Source organism: Paenibacillus profundus (genome assembly GCF_021369635.1).
GTDB classification, from domain to species: domain Bacteria; phylum Bacillota; class Bacilli; order Paenibacillales; family Paenibacillaceae; genus Paenibacillus_B; species Paenibacillus_B profundus.
Map to the genome: position 1 here is coordinate 17757 of NZ_JAJNBZ010000011.1, position 21725 is coordinate 39481.

At 49.4% G+C, this 21725-nt stretch carries 15 protein-coding genes and 1 riboswitch; of the genes, 8 read left to right on the top strand and 7 right to left on the bottom strand.

Annotated features, from left to right (window positions below; genetic code table 11):
- Positions 1-3390 (bottom strand): tubulin-like doman-containing protein, encoded by a 3390-nt coding sequence (locus LQV63_RS14690; protein ID WP_233697281.1) that lies wholly within the window; start codon positions 3388-3390, stop codon positions 1-3.
- A gap of 58 nt (positions 3391-3448) precedes the next feature.
- Complete coding sequence (locus tag LQV63_RS14695; RefSeq protein ID WP_233697282.1) at positions 3449-5233, bottom strand: VWA domain-containing protein; 1785 nt, start codon at positions 5231-5233, stop codon at positions 3449-3451.
- Positions 5234-5761: 528 nt separating this feature from the next.
- Between LQV63_RS14695 and LQV63_RS14700 the strand changes: the two genes are divergently transcribed.
- The 7 genes from LQV63_RS14700 to LQV63_RS14730 all read left to right on the top strand — a co-directional run bounded on the left by LQV63_RS14700 (position 5762) and on the right by LQV63_RS14730 (position 14706).
- Positions 5762-6715, top strand: a complete 954-nt coding sequence (locus LQV63_RS14700; RefSeq protein WP_233697283.1) for a hypothetical protein — start codon at positions 5762-5764, stop codon at positions 6713-6715.
- A 399-nt stretch (positions 6716-7114) separates the two neighbouring features.
- Positions 7115-8866 (top strand): copper amine oxidase N-terminal domain-containing protein, encoded by a 1752-nt coding sequence (locus tag LQV63_RS14705; protein WP_233697284.1) that lies wholly within the window; start codon positions 7115-7117, stop codon positions 8864-8866.
- Positions 8867-8988: 122 nt separating this feature from the next.
- Positions 8989-9684: a response regulator transcription factor gene (locus LQV63_RS14710; protein WP_019422327.1), complete on the top strand. Its 696-nt coding sequence runs from the start codon at positions 8989-8991 to the stop codon at positions 9682-9684.
- A 56-nt stretch (positions 9685-9740) separates the two neighbouring features.
- On the top strand, positions 9741-10976 hold the full coding sequence (locus LQV63_RS14715; protein ID WP_233697285.1) for a sensor histidine kinase: 1236 nt from the start codon (positions 9741-9743) through the stop codon (positions 10974-10976).
- 222 nt (positions 10977-11198) lie between these two features.
- On the top strand, positions 11199-12359 hold the full coding sequence (locus tag LQV63_RS14720; protein WP_019422325.1) for an acyltransferase: 1161 nt from the start codon (positions 11199-11201) through the stop codon (positions 12357-12359).
- Between the two features lie 245 nt (positions 12360-12604).
- Positions 12605-13297: a response regulator transcription factor gene (locus LQV63_RS14725; RefSeq protein WP_019422324.1), complete on the top strand. Its 693-nt coding sequence runs from the start codon at positions 12605-12607 to the stop codon at positions 13295-13297.
- A gap of 191 nt (positions 13298-13488) precedes the next feature.
- Positions 13489-14706, top strand: coding sequence for a polysaccharide deacetylase family protein (locus LQV63_RS14730; protein WP_233697286.1), 1218 nt, complete (start codon positions 13489-13491; stop codon positions 14704-14706).
- A 120-nt stretch (positions 14707-14826) separates the two neighbouring features.
- Here LQV63_RS14730 and LQV63_RS14735 read toward each other — a convergent pair whose 3' ends face one another.
- The 5 genes from LQV63_RS14735 to LQV63_RS14750 form a co-directional block, all read right to left on the bottom strand.
- Positions 14827-16872 carry a methyl-accepting chemotaxis protein gene (locus tag LQV63_RS14735; protein ID WP_233697287.1) on the bottom strand — a complete coding sequence of 682 codons (2046 nt, stop codon included), beginning with the start codon at positions 16870-16872 and terminating at the stop codon, positions 14827-14829.
- 103 nt (positions 16873-16975) lie between these two features.
- On the bottom strand, positions 16976-18691 hold the full coding sequence (gene ggt, locus LQV63_RS14740) for a gamma-glutamyltransferase (protein WP_233697288.1): 1716 nt from the start codon (positions 18689-18691) through the stop codon (positions 16976-16978).
- Between the two features lie 99 nt (positions 18692-18790).
- Positions 18791-18883: riboswitch (cyclic di-GMP riboswitch) on the bottom strand.
- Positions 18884-19561: 678 nt separating this feature from the next.
- Positions 19562-19684: a hypothetical protein gene (locus LQV63_RS31425; protein WP_267934056.1), complete on the bottom strand. Its 123-nt coding sequence runs from the start codon at positions 19682-19684 to the stop codon at positions 19562-19564.
- 390 nt (positions 19685-20074) lie between these two features.
- Positions 20075-20437, bottom strand: a complete 363-nt coding sequence (locus tag LQV63_RS14745; RefSeq protein ID WP_019422317.1) for a helix-turn-helix domain-containing protein — start codon at positions 20435-20437, stop codon at positions 20075-20077.
- Positions 20438-20744: 307 nt separating this feature from the next.
- Positions 20745-21107 carry a helix-turn-helix domain-containing protein gene (locus LQV63_RS14750; protein ID WP_019422316.1) on the bottom strand — a complete coding sequence of 121 codons (363 nt, stop codon included), beginning with the start codon at positions 21105-21107 and terminating at the stop codon, positions 20745-20747.
- 134 nt (positions 21108-21241) lie between these two features.
- Here LQV63_RS14750 and LQV63_RS14755 point away from each other — a divergent pair, with 134 nt between their 5' ends.
- A complete protein-coding gene (locus LQV63_RS14755; RefSeq protein ID WP_233697289.1) occupies positions 21242-21694 on the top strand; it encodes an arylsulfatase regulator in 453 nt (150 codons plus the stop codon).
- Positions 21695-21725 lie beyond the last annotated feature (31 nt).

Here is a 21725-nt window from a genome sequence, read left to right on the forward strand (position 1 = left end):
TTATTTCAACTTTCTGCGAATCGCGTTAAGCTTCGTTGTCAGCTGCTTATAAAATTGATACGCATCTTCGCCGTTCGTCAATTCGATCTTCTCATACTCCAAGCGTTCGCGCGCTTCCAGGAACGCCTCGTACAAGTCATCCAGCTTCGTCAAGAGCGAAGTCACATCCTCCGAAGCGGTCAATTCCGCCGAGCGGCGGGCCGCCTTGCGCAGCAGCGTGCTGCGGTGCTTCTCATCCAGCTTGCGGAAGCTCTCGAACACCTCGAACTCTACATAATCACGGCTCTTCACCAAGTTGGCGAACGGCTCCCAAGCCTCCTCCTCGGCATCCCGGTCATAGACATAGAGCGCGCCCTTCTTACAAATCGTTCCGGTATAGAGCGCTTCGATAAATTGGTCCTGCCATTTCTCCTCATCTTGGTGCTGCCCGATCAGTTCCTCGAATTCGGCTGCCTTCGCACGGATGGCGTCGTATTTGGCAAGCTCCTCGCGCACACGCAAAATAAGCTCAGGCGAGCGAATGAGATTTTCCTTCGCCAGCTCATCGTTAATGCTGCCGAATATATCTTTGGCTCCCTCTTGCTCCAATCCATTCTCAAGCATGCGCTTCAGATCAAGATAAGCCCGCTTCACCTCGCCCAGATTCGGCTTGGCTGCTTGAAGCTGCAGATCATAGCCGTTCAGAACGCCATTCAAGTCAAACGGCTTCGTGAAAATGGCGGCATAGCGATTGCTCGTGTTCTGATCGATGCCTTTCTCGGCGATGACCTTGAACTGCAGCGCCTTGTCGAACTCCGTACGGACACGAGAATTGTACTTCTGGACTCGTGCGTTCATGTAGGTATCGCCCCACGACTTCTCCGGAATCGGTGACGGCAAATACGTCCAGTTCACTTTATCGGTCTGCACAAGATGGCGGCCGATGCCCTCCTTGTCGAGAATCGTCCGTTCATAGCTCTCTTCATATACTTTCAGCGGCGTATACACGAAGAGCGGCACGCCGTTGTGCGTATTCAGCCAGAAGATGCGATTCTTCACTTCGCTCTCCTTCACGGTGAAGTTGGACTTGCCGACCGCGTTGTTCTGGTAGTTGCGAATCCCCTTCAGAATACTTGGCGCCTTCACTGGGACAGACACGAAGCCCCAGCGCGGGAAGTGCAGATTGCCGGAGCTGTTGCTCAAGTGGAATACCGGCACCGCTTCTCCGTCCAGCTTGCTTGCGATGCTGCGCTCGACAAACTTGTCGATCGACTCCTCGTTGCCGAACTTCATCACCAGGAACTCTTCCATCGACTGCGTAATCAAATCTCCGAACTTGTCCGACAGGAAGTCAGAAATCGAGCTGACGATATCAAGCTCCTGCTCCTTAATCCATTGGTTCGAGTGGTTCAACAGCTCCATGGAGAAGTCGCGGATCAGATCGTCCACTTCCCTCTGCTCCATAATGTTGCTGATCACCTTCGAAATGTCCGGCACGCTGACAATATTCCAGTAGTAAGTGCGGTTGCCTTTATGATCGGCCTGCTCCTCGCCATTGATCAGGATGTCACCATTCTTCTCGAAAATAGAGTTCAACGCGTTCAAAATTTCGGTAAATACGCTATAAATGCGGTTGTTCTCATGGTTCAGCAGCTCGTACAGATCCTCGTAAAATTCGATCATCTGCTCCGTGCGCTCCACATCGGCATGCAGCCAGTATTCGTTAATTTTGGCCTCGATGTAGTTGTTCTTCTTTTTGTCTTTGGAGATAAACGCGCTCTTCGCGTCGCCAAGTCTATCGTTCGCCTGCTCCTGCGCTGACTCAATATCACGCGGGATCCGGTGCAGATTCTCGCGCAGCGTCTCGATATAGGAGAGCAGCATCTTCAAGAGACAGAAGCCTTTCTCCGTGTAGATGAGGCGCGATACATAAAAGGGCCCCTGCTCTGGATGAAGGAACATTCTGCGAATCTGGTCCGTGAATTGACCGACAATCTCACCCGGCAATTGCTTCTTCGCCTTAATATATTCTTCACGGACCCGTGCCAGAAAGCTCTGTTCCAGCTCAGTATCCATGTTGACGACTTGCATTTTGATGACATTGTGATAGCTTAAGCGCTCGCTGTTCTCATAACCCGGAAGCGGCTCGGGAACACGCGATTCGAACGTCTTCACCATTGTGTCGAGATCAATGCCCAGCTTGCGCGCGAACTTCTCAACATCCTCTTGGCTCGGCGCCTTCTCGAACATCTTCTCCATCTTGTCGAACAAGCGGTAGCCGAGATACGTCGTCATCTCTTCAATCGGCAGCACCGCCGAGGAAGCTCCGATAATGTTGTACTCGTAGTTAGCCGGATAAGCCTTGTTCATCTGGGCGATGTTCGTGCGGATGTTGCTGATATAGTCGTGAATCGCGAACTCTTCGCCGGACTCCTTCTCCTCGCTCGCCATGAAGTTCGTAATGTTCTCCGCCGTTACGTTCATGCAATAATCATAAGCGTTCTCCAGCAGCTTGCCTTCGGTATTCGTTGCCGAGATGAGATGGCATAGATTGAACGGCGGCAGCGGCGAATTGACAGTCAAAATGTTGCCGTACTTCTGCTGGAACCGTTCGCTGCGGCTATCGACATTCATCCAATAATCGAGCTCTTTGAGCGCGGCATAGCCGTTCTTCTTGACATATTCGCGCGTATGCTCGCTCAAGCTCTTGTTCGCCAAGTTCACATCCGGCGTGAACAAGTAACCGAGCGTATTGACGCGATCGATGCCTGCGGAGCCGTGATCGCGCTCAATGATGCCTCGCACGATGTACGAGATGTCCAGGAAGCAGCCGCTTCCCGTGCCGCCGGACAAGCCGGACAGCAGGAACACCATCAGCTTCTTGTTCGTGCCGACGGATAGCGTTTTGATTTTTTTATCAATCGCCTGCACGACTTGATTGATCTTCGTGAACAGCAGCAGCCGCCCCGCCTGGCGCACGCCCGCCGCGCCGTTCATGCCGTCGGTGATGCTCAGCTCGGGCGACAGCCATTCGGTAATGTACGGCTCCAAAATGCTGCGGTTCTGCAGCAATCCGCCGATTTCCGCATTCGATAGCAGCACGAATTCGTTGAGCGGATCGAGGCCGATCCCCCTATATTTTTTGTTGCGATCCTGTTCATTCGTCTCGAACGCCAGAAACTCCACGTTGTCCGGCTTCTCGCGCTTTTTCTTCGAAATCGGGTCTTCCGGCAGCTTGAAGCGGCGGTTAATCTGATATTTCAAGCGCAGCAGCGCGTCGATTCCAGTGCCGCCAAGCCCGATAATGAGAATCGGATTGTCAATTGTCTCGACCCGAATCTTATCGCTGACGATTCCCCCGCCAAGCGACACGTCCAACTGCTGAATATGTTCTCTTACTATCGGTTTCATTGAGGTTCCCCCTATACGTATGTGTTCAAAAAGGTCGCTTTTCAGCACCGAGAAGTACCTAAACGAGATATTCGATCAATACCGTTTTGTCGACATTGCTTAACGGTACGGTAATACGGTCACCAGTCTTCAACTCCAGGCCGCTGCTCGCGTCCACCGCGCGTCCGGACTTCTCAATCGTACCTGCTGATCCGTTCTTCAGCATGACGCGGTCGCCCTTGCTAGGCACAAACACGATCTTTTCGGTTTCCTTCAGTTCAGGCGCCAGCTGCAGCAGCTGATGGAGTGTAAATTTGCCTTTGAAGGCCGTCAGCTTCTTATACTGCGGGTATGTCTTCTCCCCCGTGTTCTCGTCGCGGATCTCGATCACCATCTGACCGACGAAGCCGCGCGTCGCCTTTTTCACGGCTGCGAGAATGAAGTAGGCCGCAGCGGCAAGCGCCGCCAAGACGGCAGCTCCGATGACCACTGCCCATACCGGGAACGGCTTCTTCTCCTCAGCCTCAGCCGAGCCCGCCGCAGCGGTGCCGCCCGATCCACCAGGCTTGGCGCTCACCTTGACTGGCTCTGTCTCCCGATAGAAGCTCTTCTCTTCCGCTCGCACCTTCAACTCGTATTCATGCTTATCCTCAATCTCATAAGCGCCCTCAAAGCGATCGCCGAGATTGTTAAGCGGGATTTCTTTCGTATCGCCTGTATCCAGATCCTTCACGGTCAATACGGCATTCATATTTGGATAGAGCGCATTGTTCTGCAGCTTCTGGCCGTTGCTCGTTAGATACGAGCTGATTTCGATTTTGTCGCCCTTCTTGTAGGCTTGCGCCGACAGCGGGTCCATCGCAAGCTCCAGATCATAGTTAAAGACGAGATTGATATCGATTTTGTCTTTGGCTACCCCTTTGACCTGCAGCTTCCAGTCGCCCTGAGCCGGCTGCAGCAGCTTGATGAGAGAGTAACTCTTAGAGCGTGATAGCTGCACGTCATCCGAAGGAATGGCTGCCTCCTTGCCTGATGGATCGAATAATTTCACATCGACCGGCTTGGACGACATGAGAGAAATGTTCGCCTCCATGACGTTGGCATTCGGCACATTCACGATGACATCTTGATAGCTTCCGTTGGCCGTTATCGATTGGATCGGCACAATCTTCAGCTTCAAGTGACTGGCGAAGATTTCACTTAAGATTTGCGGCAGCTCATCCGCCGAGGCCGTCACGAACGACTTGCCGCCCGTCTGCTTCGACAGCTCTGCCAGCGCATCCTTGTTCAGCTGACCGTCGGCATTCAGTCCGATCGTGTAGATGGGAATGCCTTTCTTTTTGGCGTCGGCTACAGCCTCATTGAGCTCTTGGTCAGACTGCTCCTGCGTCCGGCTTCCTTGTTTGTTCAAGTAGTTGTTGCCGTCAGCGAGCAGCACAATCATTGGTTCATGCGCCGGATCGGCACCGTGCTGGAGCACCTTGACAGCTTCCTTCACGCCTACGGCAATGTCCGTATAAGGCCCGCGGTTCAACTGATCAATAAACTGCTTCAAATCCTGCTTATCCGCATCAGATTGAATTTCCAGCAAGGCTTTCTCGCGTTCTATTTTATCGGTATAAGCGACGATCCCGACTTTGTCGCCCGCGGCAGACAACATATCGATGAACATCTTCATCGCTTCATTGCCGATCTTGTCCTTATCGCTTGTGTCCATCGAGTTGCTCACGTCCACCACGAGGACAGAGTCGATTTTGGAAGATTGCTGAGCGGCATGCGCTGCGGGAAGTTGCCCTATCAACGGCAGCAATAATATGGATAGAGTCAACAACATTGTAAAGGCGAAATGATTTCTACGAAGCATAGTTGTACTCCTTTATGAAAAAATGTTTAATGAATAACATAATACGGATTTAAAAAGTAGCTTTTCAGCCATTAGGTATAAAGTCTTAATAGGCGGATCGGTACTATATGTTTATACCTCATAATTCTTAATATTATATGAAGATTTCCTGAATAAACAATTTCCTTTCCCGTCATAAGTCTGCCTGATATGACAATTTATTTACTAATTCTACCACGAATCACCCGTTATGATATAATCAGTGACTATAAGTGCGTGTGCAAAGCGTGAATTTTTCCGCACCGTTATTCAATATCACTCAACACAGACAGCGAATGGGGGTAAAAATCACATATCCCTCCCGCTTCATCTTATATATTTAAGCAAAAGGAAGGATTTTCATATGTTAGCATACGGATGTATAGGCATTTTGTTTCTATTTGTCGCCGTCAAATCAATACTTTATTGGGTTCGCCGCAAATCGACGCCCTCTCATGCTGATATCGACCAAACCCTGTTAACTATACTAAATGGCGAAAGCGGACAATCATGATGAAAAAGATACCTGTATTTTTTAGACCCTATCATACAACGAGATACGCCTATCAAAAGTTAAGGGTTTGCAAACATTGTCAAACCTTTACGGTATTATCCGAGGAGGAGTGCCCATCCTGCGGGAAATCCTCCATCATCCCCGTTGAACGGCAGGCGGCGAAGGAAGTGAAGCGTGCGGATTGCGCACGGCTGTTCATCTCCGCGCTCTTTGCGCTTGCAGGCGTGCTGCTGAGCGATGGCCCCTTGCAGATGGCGCTCTGTGGAGCCGCTGGACTTCTGCTTATATCGCTCCTCTGGTTCATGCAACAGCGAATGAGGCCGTTCGAAGTCAACCGGGCGCTCGATAAGCTGCTGAAGCGCGAGCGGGAACGAATCGGGCAGGATGTGTACCGCGACTGGGAAACCGCCTTTGCCAACTGGGATACAGACAAGCAATTAACCTATGAGCTGCTGCGCGAGCTCGGCACGCTGCTCCATAATGACACCATTCGGCTGCAGCAGGTTGCGCTGCTCCATTTTTTCGCGCTTCGCAAAGATATGGACTTGGTGCTGGAGCCGTTGCTGATTAACCAGTATGATCCGCTGCTGGCCGATTACATCGGCGAAATATCCAAAATCAAACGTGATTTGATCAAAGACAAAACGTTTCAATATGTCATCAATCATGAAGTTGAGATTCTCGGACTCGATAACGGGCAAGACATTCTCACCGGAGCTGCCGGTGCGGCCGTGCGCATGAAGCGTTACGTGCAGTCTTATCCCGGATTGGTGCGGCGTTACGCACATCGGCTGCCCAAGGACCGGTTCCTCCGCTTGTACCGGATGATACAGCAATATCCGAATGACAACTGGGACCGCTTGGCCACAGAAGTGAACCGCATCTATCATGAAAAATATGAATGGGATCCCGATTTTCAGATAACGGCCGTAAGAAGCTCAACGATATGACGTTGTAATGAGCCGCAACCCCGTGAAAATTGTTCTTTATTTTGTGCGCCGAGACGTGGTAATGATTGGGATTAACGTCCCGGGACGGGTTCATGGCCACAAGGCATCGATGTCAAAGCAGTCCACAGGCTGCTTTGACTCCATCTGCTCGCATCCGGCACAAAGCTCGTTTTTTTGACCCCGTCATGCAACCTGTTTTTCACTTTATGGTGCTCAATGATCAAAATTTTGTAAATATTTTTTCGCCTATGAACCGCGACGCTCCACACCTCCTCGCATCCCCTCTTATTCCAGCATTCGACTTCAGTGCGAAACTTTTCCGACAAACAAGCGTTAAATATATATTCACACGTCCATATGTTAAAAATTCTAGATCAACTATAATGAAGGAGTGGAAGCATGAATGCATACATCTCAAAAAGCTTTAAAGTAATCGCGATAGGTACGGTGCTGTCCTGGCAGCTATTTGCCTTCGGACAGACCACGAGCGCAGCAGGCAGTTCCAGCCACAGTCTCAACTTAACGGAAAATAGCAGCAGCATGAACTACAATGGCCAGACGATCAAAGCCTCTCAGCCAGTTACCCAAAAAGGGGACAGAGCCTATGTCCCTCTGAAGAGCATCGCGCAGCTCTACGGCTTCTCGCTCTCCTACGATGCAGAGACAAAAGAGACAATAGCCATGAAAGACAGCGTGACTCTCCGCTTCACACCGGATACGAAGAACATCGATGTCAACGGCTCTGCCGTCACTTCGGCGGGCATAATATACGCTCAGAAGGGCAGCCTAATGGTTCCGCTGCGCACATGGGCCGATCTGACGGACAGCAAGCTTAGCGCATCCGGAACGAGCTACACCTTGTCCTGGAATACAGGCCCTGAGAGCCATTCCGCGCCTGTGGCCGATTTCCTCACGGATAAGACCATCTACCGGATGGGCGAGAACATTCGTTACGAAGATCGCAGTCATGACGAGAACAGCGAGATTGTGAAGAGAACGTGGACTGGCAAAGCACCCGCATTTTTCGAGACGGGCGAACACCAGATTACGCTGGAGGTAGAGAACAAGCACGGCTTAACTCATTCGGTCACCAAGACGGTATCGGTAACGGATGAAATTTTGTACTCGCCTGAAGAGCACGGACTGCTCTTCACACCGCCGGGAAGCAAAATCGCCGTGCAAAACTATGATGTGCTGGGCTATGAGCAGGTTACATATAACGCCATATCCAACCCGATGACGTTCGTGCGCAGCAACAGCCCTGAGCATCTGTACGGAGAGGAAGGCATCGGCTATCAGGATAAGCTGACCGGCGATTTCCGGATTAACATTCACAATCAGAACCGTTCGCAGAAGGAATTGTCGGTGTACTTGCTGGCGACGAACCACGGCACAGATGAAGCGAACGTCACCCTGAAATCGTTCGGGATGGGCGGACCGACGAAATATGTTTCTACCAGCGGCAAAACAGCCGTATCGCGATTTCTCGAATCCTTGACCATTTCCGAGCCTGTGAACTCATTCAAGGTGCCGGCAGGCGAGACGGCCATCGTGCTGCCCGATATTAGCAAGGTGACCCTCAAGCCGGGCTTGACCATGACGTCATATTCGGAGTTTCATACCGATCAGGAGATCGAATTTTCCGTTGTCATACTCGATCCAGATAAGGAACCTATCACCTCCCTTCCGCAGCTGAGCTACTTGGAACGGGACGGCAGGCATGTGCGGGGGACGTTCCCGCAAGGCAACCGGTCGCTCGAAATCAGCGGCACGCTTGGGGAAAAGCCGCAGCGAATTATCATCGGGGATGATAATAACGATGAATTCGTGGTCGGTGAAGACCGTATCACAGGGAACGAGGAACGAAATATCGGCAATACGGGCGTGCTCTACAGCACGCAAATCAAAGTTGCCCCCCGGACCGTCATTGCCTTGAATGCGCGCGGCGGACACTATGCCGGAGCCTTTCTGGTCAACGGCAAGGTGGTCAATATGACGGAAGAAAGCATCTTGATCAATCCAGAAGAAGCCGGCGTGCTGTACCGCACCGGCAACAAGGAAGAAACGGTCCAAATTTCATTCGTTCTCGCCTCTGGCAGCAATCTGCCAATCCATATGGTATTTTTGCCTATGCCGGATGCGAAGGAATAAGTCATTGATTACAAGAAGAATCGGATGAACGATATGTCAAGACGCTTCCTGTGACAAGGGGCGTCTTGTCGCGCGTTTACCCGATAAGGAAAATTGCATCATATCGAAAAGGAGTCTGTCCGATGACTAGAGAGACGATATTATTGGTAGACGACGAGAAAGAAATTGCAGAACTCATCGAAATTTATTTAAAAAACGAGGGGTATCAACTCTTGAAAGCTAGCAACGGATTGGTGGCTCTGGAGCTGCTGCAGAACCATTCGGTCGATTTGATTATTTTGGACGTCATGATGCCGCACATGGACGGCATTCAGGCATGCATGAAAATACGTGAGCAAAACACCATCCCGATCATTATGTTGTCCGCCAAAAGCCAAGACATCGATAAGATCGCGGGACTCAGCATCGGAGCGGATGACTATGTGGCGAAGCCGTTCAACCCGCTCGTCCTGATGGCGCGGGTGAAATCCCAGCTGCGCAGGTACAAGCAATTCAACACCAGACGTCTCCCGAACGAGAACGAGATTCAAATCGACGACCTGGTTATCAATATCGCCACCCATTCCGTAACGGTGGACGATATCCCCGTGAAGCTGACGCCGCGAGAATTCTCCATCCTGAGGCTACTGGCAATGAACCGCGGCATCGTGCTCAGCATGGAGAAAATTTATCAGGAAGTATGGAACGAACCGTTCATGGAATCGAAAAATACGGTCATGGTCCATATTCGTAAAATCCGTGAAAAAATCGAAAAGGACAACCAGAGCCCGAAATATATTAAGACGGTATGGGGCATCGGCTATAAGATGGATTCTTAATAGCACGTGATCAAAAGGGGACTATTTGAACAACTTCTGAACAGGGAGATGCGGGGATGGAAAAAAACAAACTGATTTATACGGTCCGGTGGAAGTTCCTGCTTGTGTTCGTCGCAAGTCTGGCCGGCACGGCGCTCTTTCTATTGCTTGGCCGCTTGTTGTCTACGTATATACTTGCTTTCAGGCCTTACAACATTCCGATTAAGTGGGTCGTGAACAATATCGGCTCAACCCCGGTCCTCATCGTGACCGGCATCGCATTGTTCTTTGTTCTCTATTTTTTGCTGAGCCGCACCATTATCGGTTATCTCGAACAAATCAACCAAGGCTTGAAGGAAATTTCCAACGGACATTTCGATTACACCATTCCGATCAAATCATCGGATGAGCTCGGAATGATCGCTGGCCATGTGAATGTGATGGCAAAGGAGTTGAATAGCTATTTGCAGGAGATTACGTACGGCCTGCAAGAAATAGCGAAGGGACAGTTCGAGCATGTCATACCGGTCAAGCCCTCCAACGACCTGGGCTTGGTGGCGGACAGCATTAATCAAATGAGCGCGCAATTGAGCCATTCTATCCAAGAAGAACGAAATGCCGAAAAGACGAAAAATGATCTCATTACGGGCGTATCGCACGATTTACGGACGCCGCTAACCTCCATTCTCGGCTTCTTGGAGCTCATTGAAAACGATCGCTATAAGGATGAGATCGAGCTGCGCTATTACGTCAATATCGCTTACGAGAAAGCGTTGAGCTTGAAAAATTTGATAGACGATCTGTTCGAGTATACACGCATCAACAACGGCTTTCCGCTTGAAATTGTCGAATTGGACATGGACGGTTTCATCAGGCAGTTAATCGAAGAGTTCGTGCCCAGCTTGGAACGCGCAGAGATGACTTGCCGCATTCATGCAGCGGATCAGCCTTTTAAGATCGCCGCCGACGGAGACAGACTCGTTCGCGCCTACGAGAATCTGATATCTAATGCAATAAAATATGGAAATAAAAGCAAATACATCGACATTTTTATCGGCGAAGAAAGGGATGAGACGTTCGTCAAAATTACAAATTACGGAGAGCCGATTTCGGAGAGAGACCTGCCATTCATATTTGACCGCTTCTACCGGGTGGAACAATCCCGCTCGAAGGAAACGGGCGGTACTGGTCTCGGCCTCGCGATTACGAAAAGCATTATCGAGGTGCATGGCGGTAAAATATCCGCATATAGCGACGAACGCCAGACAACGTTCGAAACGAGGTTCCCTCTTCCCAGAGCTCACACTGTTTGAAGGTGATTGATTCACTCACCTTCAAGGGCGTGAGCTCTTTTTTATCCCCCATGCTCGAGACATGGCACACACCCTCACTTCATTTTCCCGCCGCTGACCTCCGACAAGCCGGAATCATTAGTAATGTTTTAATGATTTGATAAGAAAATGCTAAGAAATGCTGTGCGGAATCGTTAAGATCCCTCCCTTATACTTCGCTAAATAGAAAACAAAGAGGGAGTAGTGAAGTCTGTGAGAGAAAAGCTGTCCGAAGTTCAGCTCGTTCGAGCCATGGCGATTCTCGGGGTTCTGTCCGTGCACTCAACATCGTTCGCAACGCTTGCCATGAAGGATTCTAATTATTATATCCTTTACAATTTCTTTAACATTTTTACGAAAATAGGAACGCCTACATTTCTGTTTTTGAGCAGCTTTGTTCTGTTCTACAATTATGCTTCGCGTCCATTGGACAAACGGCTTATCGTCAATTTCTACAAAAAAAGACTAAAGTACATTATCGTTCCGTATTGTCTATTTTCCGTGTTTTATTTCGTTTTGCTGCACGTTATTCATTACCGCGACCGTTCCCTTGAAGAAACGGTAATGAAGTTCATCATGCAGCTGGCGACGGGAAAAGCATATACGCATTTGTATTTTGTCTTTATCAGCATCCAGTTCTATCTGCTGTTTCCCCTGTTCCTGTGGCTGTTCCAACGCAAGCCAATCATCGCCAAATGGAGTGTCCCGCTTGGGTTGGCCCTGCAGTGGACGTTCATCCTGCTGAACAAATACTTTCTCCAAGTGCCCAATAAGGGAAGCTGGTCGCTCTCCTACATGTCTTACTTCCTGCTGGGCGCTTGCATCGGAATCTACTATCCGAAGCTGAAAGCTTGGCTCAACGTTAGCAGGGAGAACGCGAATGCCGGCCGCATCGCGTCCTGGATAGCGTTGTGGTCTATCGGATTGGCTGCCGGTCTAGGCCATGTCTATGTGTGGCATAACACCCGCCTGAACGGCATTCAGTATAATTCGCTCTTGTATGAGCTGTTATGGAATGTGCATACGTATGCTTTTGCCTTAATCGCTTTTCAAATTGCGCATATGCTGCACCGGCATGGATGGTCCTGGCTTAATCGATGGATGAAGCGGCTCGGAGAGCTCTCGTTCGGTATCTATCTCATCCATCCGTTCTTTCTGCTCGTGTACCGAATGTTTCCGCCGCACACTTCCATATCGCAACTCCATCATCTGTGGTACGCAGGAGGCTTCCTGTTTGCGCTCGTGTGCTCTTGGATTATCGTTGCCCTGGCCGTCCAGATTCTGCCCCACTCCTGGCTCCTGTTCGGGAATATTCCCGCGCGGAAGCCGCAGCGGCCTATTACGGTCGCCGCAAGCAATCATTAACGGGACATTGAAATCAATGAGATTCAACTCATTCCGATCCCCCTTCCAGGGATTACATAACTCCGGCCTGCGGTATGGCGGTGCCGGAGTTTTTGCTGCGTAAATTATTAACAATTTCTTAACGAAAGTTGGATTTATTTCGCAAATGATAAGCTATCTTTAAGGTTTTAGGCACGTATTTATTAAGTTCTTCCTTCTACACTTGCTAATAGTGAGGGAATAGATGCTGTAAAGGAGCTTGTCCGATGTCTAAAGAGACCATATTGTTGGTAGACGACGAAAATGAAATGGTGGAGCTGATCGAGATCTATTTGAAGAACGAGGGGTACGAGCTGCTGAAAGCGAGCAGCGGATTAGCCGCATTGGAGCTGCTTCAAAGACATCCGATCGATCTCATTATTTTGGACGTCATGATGCCGCAAATGGATGGCTTTCAGACATGTAAAAAAATACGGGAGAAAAATACCACCCCCATTATTATGCTGTCTTCTAAAAGCCGGGACATCGATAAGATCGCAGGACTCAGTATCGGAGCAGACGATTATGTAACGAAGCCGTTCAATCCGCTCGTCCTAATGGCGCGGGTAAAATCCCAGCTGCGCAGGTATAATCAGTTCAATCCAATACGTCTCCCAAATGTGAACGAGATTCAAATTGACGGCTTGGCCATCAATATTGCCACCCACACCGTAACTGTGGATGGCACACCTGTGAAGCTGACGCCGCGCGAGTTCGCCATTCTGAAGCTGTTGGCGAAAAATCACGGCATCGTAATGAGCATGGAGAAAATTTATCAAGAAGTGTGGAACGAACCCTTCATGGAATCGAAGAATACCGTCATGGTTCACATTCGCAAGCTCCGTGAAAAAATCGAAGAGGACGGCCAAAACCCGAAATACATCAAGACGGTATGGGGCATCGGCTACAAGTTGGAATAAGGGATTACATAACTTCGGTCCGCCTTACCGCGGATTCGGAGTTTTTTTACTGGCGATTCATTAACAATTTCTTAACAAAAACCATATTTATTTCGCTAATAATAAGCATTCGTTAAGGAATGAGGTACAGATTCGTTAAGATCCTCCTTTTACACTCCTATATAGAAGAAACACTATAGGAGGATTCATCCATGAAGGTTCAACTTCCCCATTCATTCAAAGTTATGCTTCTATGTCTGCCGTTATTGTATCTGCTAACCGGTTGTGTGCAGAACAATACCGTCCAAGCCATCTCTGTTGTGGTGGATGGAAAAGAAATAAATGATTCCACGGCCGTTATGATGGATAGCGGACAATTGATGGCCTCGGCTTCGTTCATTAAGAACACGCTTGGCATGAGCGTAGATGCCGCCAGTCCGGTCGCTTCCACTTCAACTGCAACCTATTATTCGGATCAGGTCGCAGTGCTCATGTATCACGATATTGTCGATAAGCCGGAAAAGCCCCACATGCTGCCCGTGCAGCAATTCGAGCGCCAGATGGAGCTATTCAAGACGAACGGCTTCAACGTCATCACCATGGACGACTATGTCAACTTCATGACGAAAGGGGCAGCGATTCCGGATAACGCCATCTTGCTTACGTTCGACGATGGGTATGAGAGCTTTTATACCCACGCCTTTCCTATTTTGAAAAAATACAACTACACCGCTACAAATTTTGTCATCGTGTCCTTCATCGATAACCGCGAAGGACGCCCGAAATTGACATGGGACCAGATGCGGGAAATGAAAAAAGAAGGCATGAGCTTCTACAGCCATACGTACAATTCCCATAAATACGGTCCCATCGACGCTGGGGGGAAAACGAAGCCAATGCTGACCCGTCATCTTTATTTGAAAGATAAACAGCGGGTGGAGAACGATGAAGAGTACATCGGACGCATTACGGGCGATTTAGCGACAGCTGAGAAGCGATTGCACCAAGAGCTTGGCAACACGCAGGGCATCATCGCCTTTCCTTACGGGGCTTTCAATAAGGATGTGATCGGGGTCATGAATTCGCTTAAGATCGAGCTCTCCTTCACGATCAAGAAAGGGATGACGACGCGAAAAGACAAAAATGCATTCCGGTTCGACGCAGGGAACAGCAAGCAATCGCCGGAGGACTTGATTAAGCTGCTTAAAGAACAAGGAAACGGGAAAGACGTCGGCAAGAACCCGAGCGTTCCCCTGAACGTTACGGTCGACGGCAAGGAAGTCCGCTTTACGAAGAAGCTTCCGAGTATGAAAGGGAACGAAGTCATGATTCCATTGCGTGAGTTCTGCAATTTATACGATATTCGAATTGACTGGAACAACAAGAAAAAAAAGGTTACTCTTTCGACTTCACCAGCTCCGAATGCCTAAGCCTATCGAAGAAGACGCAGCCATCCAAGGCTGCGTCTTTTTTTTGCGAAAAAATAAATGGAGAACAGGAGCCTCGAAGCATTTCGAAGCATCACCATTCTCCATATCAGACCCTAATCGCTATACCTTAAAGCGCGACACATGCGCCTGCAGATCTTCCGCCATCTTGGCCAGCGCCGTGGACGAGGAACTGACCTCCTCCATCGCGGCAAGCTGTTCTTCGGTTGCAGCGGACACATTCTGCGTGCCTTCCGCAGATTGCTCAGCGACCGCCGTAATTTGCTGTACCCGGTTGACCGCTTGGTCCGTATCCTGGGACATTTGATGCGCATAGACACTTACGTTCTGAATCTGTTCTGCGACCTGTCGGATCGCCTGCAGAATCTGTTCGAAGTAGTCGCCAGCTTGTTGGACTACGTCGATGCCGACTGTCACTTCCTTCGTTCCCTGCTCCATCGATTGTACGGCTTGATTCGTCTCCGATTGAATCGCATCAATTAAGGTTGCAATTTGCTGCGCATACTGTGCCGTCTGCTCGGACAGATTCTTCACTTCGCCGGCAACGACAGAGAATCCGCGGCCTTGTTCGCCAGCGCGTGCCGCTTCGATCGACGCATTGAGCGCGAGCAGGTTGGTCTGCGAGGCAACGCCGTGAATGACCTGTGCGATGCTGTCGATCTCCGCGGACCGCTGCCCGAGGCGCTTCACGATCTCCGCAAGCTGCAGCACTGTATCATGGATGGCGCCCATCTGCTTCGTCATCGATTCCATCGATTGATGGCCTTCTTGCGCGCTGTCGGAGGCATTCCCCGCTGAATCAGCCACCTGACGGGCATTCAAGGCAATTTGTTGCACGCCAACCGACACATCATGAATGGATTGCACGCTATTTTCTACATTGCGCACTTGTTTCTCCGTGCCATCCGCTACTTCCTGAATCGTAACGGCAATATGCTCGGTCGCCTTGCTCGTATGCTCCGCATTGGCGGAGAGCTCTTCAGCGGACACTGCCACCTGCTGCGCCGTGGCGTTAATATCCACAATAAAGCTGCGTAATTGCCCCACCATCGTGTTGACCGCCTGTGACAACATCCCCACCTCATCCTTGGTACGGACAGACAGCGGTTCAACGGTCAATTCGCCAATCGACACCTGCTCCGCTACAACAGCCACTTTAGCAATAGGTCTTGTAATACTGCGGGATAGGATGATTGCGATGAACATGACCAAGATAGTGACGAAGAGCATGATGACCGTAACGTTGGTCTTCATCGAAGATACAGCCGAGGTAATGGACGTTTCCGGTATATGCAAATAAAGGCCGTACCCAGTAGCCTGAATCGGGGAATAGGCTACCACGTAGGATTCACCGTTATCTGTATAATGATAAGAAGATGCCTCATTCTCCTGCTTCAGCAAAATGCCGCCCAAATCCGAAGCAAGCTCAAGTTCGCTCACTTTTTTTCCGAGCCATTCCTTGTTCGGATGCAGCTGAATCTGCCCCAAATTGTCGACTATGATCGGATAGACCGCTCCGTTATCGATGAACAGATCCTGCAGAAAGCGATCGGCGAACGCCTCGAAGTTAATAAGACCGGTCAGCACTCCGATGACGTTCTCTTGCTTCCCTTTGACCGGCGATGCGACGATAATGGAGCGCTTGCCTGTCGTCTTCGCCAATATAACGTCGGTATAGCTTGATTTGCCTTTCAATCCGTTCTGGAAAAATGGACGCTCAGACAAGTCGATGCCGACACTGTCTGGGAACGTATCCGCAATTACGATGCCGTTTGAACCTATATATGTATTGCCGTCAAACACGTTCGCGCTCTTCGTAAATTGTTGGATAAACTCAGCCTTCGCCGCTTGGTCAGTTGAACGAATGTCTGTAGTGAGGGACAAAATGTCCATTTGCGACATGCGCTCCGTTAACCATTGATTCATAATAAGCGACGTACTTGTAACTAATTTCACGTATGATTCTGTTTGTTTGTCTACCAACTGCTTCGAACTGAACTGATATAAATACAGGGATGTAAGCAGCAGCGGAATTAATGCGACGATGAGAAACCACGCCGCCAGCTTATTTCCCAGCTTCCCAGTAAACCGTGATAACAACCCGTTTCTAGCCATCGCTTTGTTGAGAAACGGCTCCAACTTCCCCATCGGTTTCATCTCCATTTCCTACCTCTAGCGCCGTCATTGCGTTGCGACGGCAGCAGACTGCCGGTACTTGCCCGGCAGTCTTCCGTCTCACACATCCATTTAATTAATAGCCTAGCGCCGCTCCTTCGCCCCGCGGATCGGCACCGCCGAATTTGACGTTGGTGTCCGGATTAATCAGAATGACACCTGATTGGCCAACCGTATCCGTGTATTCGGCAATCGGCTGCACCGGATGGCCGCGCTTCACGAGTTCATCCCGTACCGCCTGCGGAACACGTCCTTCCATCTTCAGATCGTTCGACGAGGATCCCCAGTTGCGTCCATGCAGCCATCTCGGCGCTTCGATCGCATCCTGCACTGTAAATCCGAAGTCGACAATTCGCGTAATAAGCGCCGTCTGTGTCTGCGGTTGCCCTTCGCCGCCCTGCGTGCCGTACAGCACATATGGCTTATTTCCTTTTAAGAGCATCGCCGGATTCAACGTATGGAACGTGCGCTTTTTCGGTTCCAGCTTGTTAATATGGTTCGGGTCCAAGGAGAAGAAGCTGCCCCGATTTTGCAAAATAACGCCGGTGTCCTTAGCGACGACGCCTGCACCGTAGTCAAAGTAATGGCTCTGAATCAAAGATACGGCGTTGCCGTCCTTATCCACGAAGCCAAGCCATACCGTATCCCCTTTTGGATCGAGCGGCTTGACTGATTCTGCCGCTTTCTTCATATCAATGCGGGCAGCCATGTCTTGGCCATGCTGCTTAGACAACAGCTGGTCAAGCGGAATATCAACGAAATCAGGGTCAGTCAGCCACTTGTCCCGATCGGCAAATGCCTGCTTGGTAGCCTCCACGATAACATGGTAATAATCGGCCGTGCCTTCACCCATACTCTTCACATCAAAGTTGTTCAAAATGTTGAGAATGGACAATGACGCCATGCCCTGCGAGTTCGGCGGAACGTTGTACGCTGTATATCCGCGGTAATCGACAGAAATCGGCTTCACCCAATCCGCTTTGTGCTCGGCAAAATCCTTCTTCGTCAGCACTCCGCCATTCTTCTGAATGTCCTTGACGATTTTATCGGCGATTTCACCTTTATAGAAGGCGTCTGCCCCTTTGTTCGCAATTGTCTGCAATGTCTTGGCCAAGTCCTTCTGCACCATGACTTCACCTGGTTTATAAGCTTCCCCGTTCGGCTTCAGGAAGGTGTCACGGAAGCTTTCGAAGCGCTGCAGGTTTTTCAATTCCTTGTCGCTTGTATCTAGATTCAGCTTCGTCCAGTACTCCTGATTCGGCGTTACCGGGTAGCCATTTTCCGCATATCCAATGGCCCGTTCCAGCACTTTTTCCCATGGCAAATGGCGGTCCATCGACTTTTTAGCATATTCATAAGCTTCTCCCCAGCCAGATACCGCCCCCGGCACAGTGTTGGCCGCAAGATATCCGCGCGATGGGATTTTGTCATACCCTTTATTTTTATAAAAATCGATGGTGACGTTCTCTCCCGATCGCCCGCTCGCGTTCAGCGCCTTGACTTCTTTCGTCTTGGCGTTGTAGATCAGCCAGAAGCTGTCTCCGCCAATGCTCGTATAGTGCGGATAGACGACGGCGAGCGTGGATGCGGCCGCAATGGCGGCTTCCACGGCGTTGCCCCCATCCTCAAGCGCTTGCAGAGCCGCCGCGGATGCCAAATAGTGAGGCGTAGTTACCATTCCGTTCTGAGCCATCGTCGTCGGACGGTTGGCTGCACCGGCTGCTGAGAAGGAAGTCACAAAAAGCAGACAAGACATTAGCAACATAGACCACTTTTTAAAAGTAAACCGCATGATTACGTCATTCTCCTTCCATCGTGTGCATATTGTAGAATCAAGAAAATAAAAAAAGGCGCCCCCATTGTCACCTTCTTCATCATAAGAATCAGGATGGCAGGCAACAGGCTGGCATCGTCTGCCGGAAGGAAGACATTAGCCCCTGTAGCTTTGCGGCACATTCTCTCGAACGGTGTGCCTTTTTCTGTTATTACATGCTTATTTATTCATATATTCATATACATAATTGAAAATTATCCTTTTCTTCGAAACCTATCACTCAGAAGCGGCCGCTCCTTCACTATCATTTATCGGTTATTGCAGTGAAATTATGTATATTGCATGTCTCACATTTCCAAGATTGTCATATATCACGAGTTGTGATCAGTAACGAAATGTTCCGTTCGTGCAGTGGCATCACACTTCGGTGATCCGCTTCAACCGCCCCTTTGCTTCATTCTCCCTTTCCATCAGAAGGAGGCGGCTCACTTTGTGCGTTCGGTTCACTCTCCTCATTGGCTTACGTCATGCCGTTCGCGCAAGATATGACCGTCTGTCTTTTCCGTAACGTATCCCTCCTGTGGTCATGTCATTTGTGTATGATATTACGTGTACCTTTTCCTCGACGTTATCACTCCTGATTATATGGGAGAGTGCACATAAGGGCAGGGTAAGGACAGGGCTCATAAGCCTTCTCACCGAGTACCGCTTTACAGTACTGCCTCGAGCCTTTTGCAAGAGCCCCAAAGCCCAATCGAGCACAATAAATCAATATGTCCAAGTCGTGCACAACAGCACTAATTCCTTGCAATACACTCAGTCGTGCACAACATATCTGCAATACGTCGAATCACGTGCATTTCACGAATGCAACGGAACCATAGGGGTTCAGACTCGCTCCAGCTGCACCACAACGAGCGCTTCTTGACCGCGCGCGTTGCCAAGCTTTGGGCAGTGTAGCAGCCGAGCGCTGCTTATCGGTAACCAAGCGTATTGAAGCAGCTCTGCCATTGGAAAACATCCAATGGAAATTCACATGTTAAGCGGAAATGGTGCAATCCACTGGAAAACCTCCACTCAAATCAGTCCTAGTCCGGTGAAGCAGCCGAAGATAAGGTCATTTGACTGTACAGTATCCAATGGAAGTTTCCTTTCTCCACACAACCTCATCAATCTATTGGACGAAATCCAACAGACAGGAGCGCAGCAGCTCAAAACGCACAAAAGCAAGAAGCATTAATCTACATACGAGCATCCGATGTTATCCCTCCTAGATACAACAGAAGCCGAAGATGAAGACGACATCACAGTCACGATTAAAAAGGAAGAAAAACTGTCATCTGAATGAAGGGGAAAGTGAGACGATACAAAAAAGAGGCCTTGCGGGCCCCTTACTCCATCTTATGTATTCATTCTGCGGTCAAATGTCGCGAGCATATCTGTGGCAATGCGATGGACAAGCTTCACGTCGTCCGGTTCCCTGCCCTTAAGCAGCTTCACATGCAGCTCAAGTGTGCCGGCGATACCGAGACGTTCGGCGTCTACGTTGGCTGTATCGAACGCGAAGAAATCCTCAATACTTACGTCAAGCGCCCGAATCATCCGCTCTAGCGAATTCAACGAAATATTAATGCTGCCGCGCTCGGCACCTCCGATGTACGAAGCCTTCATTTCACATTTGTCTCCGAGCTCCGCTTGGGTATATCCTTTGAACTTGCGCAGCTGTCGAATCCGATCTCCTAAAAATATTTTCAAGTCCGCCATTCCGTTCACCTCATCCTAAGCATATAAGAAAGCTATCGCGATCAAAATACCATTATGAATGCCATTATTGTCTTTGGTATATATAAATGTTATCATGTCAATATAGAAGTAATATATGTCTTCGAGGTATTCATACCCTCGATGGTATCCTTCCTGGCTGTATGGAAGAGGACATAAGGTCGCGACATGGAAGCCTTATCACCGAGCACTGAACTTGGCCCTCCCGCGACTGGACTCTCACCGGCAAGAAGATGCGTGCTTCTGGGCACGCCAATCCAAAAAAAAGAGGCTTTGCGGGCCCCTTCAATTATGTATTCATTCTGCGGTCAAACGTCTCTAACATATCTTTGGCAATGCGATGGACAAGCTTCACGTCGTCTGGCTCCCTGCCTTTAAGCAGCTTCACATGCAGCTCAAGTGTGCCGGCGATACCGAGGCGTTCTGCGTTTACGTTGGCTGTATCGAACTGGAAGAATTCCTCAATGTTTACGTCAAGCGCCCGAATTATCCGCTCTAGTGAATCCAGTGAAATATTAATGCTGCCGCGCTCGGCACCTCCGATGTATGATGCTTTCATTCCGCATTTGTCCCCGAGATCCGCTTGGGTATATCCTTTCAGCTTGCGCAGCTGTCGAATCCGATCTCCTAAAAATATTTTCAAGTCCGCCATTCCGTTCACCTCATCTTAAGCATATAAGAAAGCTATGGCGATCAAAACACCATTATGAATGCTATTATTGTTTTTAATATATATTAATGTTATTATGTCATTATAGAAGTAATATATGTCTTCGAGGTGATCGTGTGATACCTAGAATCCACAACGTTCAGGACGTCGTATTGTGTAATGAACGGGATGAACACCTATGGTACCAATTTAAGGCGATGTACATGCTTGGGAATGAACAAATCGTTGTGCTTCATAAAGGGGACTTCAACTACGGATTCGAAATTATGGAACAAGACAAGAGCAGTTATCTTCAACAGCTGTCATATCATCGAATCAGCATATTAAAAAAGAAGTATCCCACCGTGTTTCACGACCTCCAAGAATCGACCATCACACACACGGCTCCGCTAAGGCTGATTGCCTTTACGTACAACGAATTCAAGACAAAGAGCAATTATCGCATATGCATTTCATTCGCATCGGATGAGTACCCGCTCGATGCGTACTCCTTTTTCCTGCAAACGGGTGCGGATTATGTGCATTTCCTGAAAGAACCTAAGCCTCCAGATGAACAAAATGACGACTAACCGACGCACCAAGATATAGACCCGCCCTTTC

Excerpts from the sequence above, each read along its gene's own strand:
- LQV63_RS14695 (WP_233697282.1), bottom strand. The coding sequence starts at position 5,233 with ATGCTTCGTAGAAATCATTTCGCCTTTACAATGTTGTTGACTCTATCC.
- LQV63_RS14705 (WP_233697284.1), top strand. The coding sequence starts at position 7,115 with ATGAATGCATACATCTCAAAAAGCTTTAAAGTAATCGCGATAGGTACG.
- LQV63_RS14725 (WP_019422324.1), top strand. The coding sequence starts at position 12,605 with ATGTCTAAAGAGACCATATTGTTGGTAGACGACGAAAATGAAATGGTG.
- LQV63_RS31425 (WP_267934056.1), bottom strand. The coding sequence starts at position 19,684 with ATGGCAGAGCTGCTTCAATACGCTTGGTTACCGATAAGCAGCGCTCGG.
- LQV63_RS14690 (WP_233697281.1), bottom strand. The coding sequence starts at position 3,390 with ATGAAACCGATAGTAAGAGAACATATTCAGCAGTTGGACGTGTCGCTT.
- LQV63_RS14700 (WP_233697283.1), top strand. The coding sequence starts at position 5,762 with ATGATGAAAAAGATACCTGTATTTTTTAGACCCTATCATACAACGAGA.
- LQV63_RS14735 (WP_233697287.1), bottom strand. The coding sequence starts at position 16,872 with ATGGGGAAGTTGGAGCCGTTTCTCAACAAAGCGATGGCTAGAAACGGG.
- LQV63_RS14745 (WP_019422317.1), bottom strand. The coding sequence starts at position 20,437 with ATGGCGGACTTGAAAATATTTTTAGGAGATCGGATTCGACAGCTGCGC.
- LQV63_RS14730 (WP_233697286.1), top strand. The coding sequence starts at position 13,489 with ATGAAGGTTCAACTTCCCCATTCATTCAAAGTTATGCTTCTATGTCTG.
- ggt (WP_233697288.1), bottom strand. The coding sequence starts at position 18,691 with ATGCGGTTTACTTTTAAAAAGTGGTCTATGTTGCTAATGTCTTGTCTG.
- LQV63_RS14710 (WP_019422327.1), top strand. The coding sequence starts at position 8,989 with ATGACTAGAGAGACGATATTATTGGTAGACGACGAGAAAGAAATTGCA.
- LQV63_RS14715 (WP_233697285.1), top strand. The coding sequence starts at position 9,741 with ATGGAAAAAAACAAACTGATTTATACGGTCCGGTGGAAGTTCCTGCTT.
- LQV63_RS14750 (WP_019422316.1), bottom strand. The coding sequence starts at position 21,107 with ATGGCGGACTTGAAAATATTTTTAGGAGATCGGATTCGACAGCTGCGC.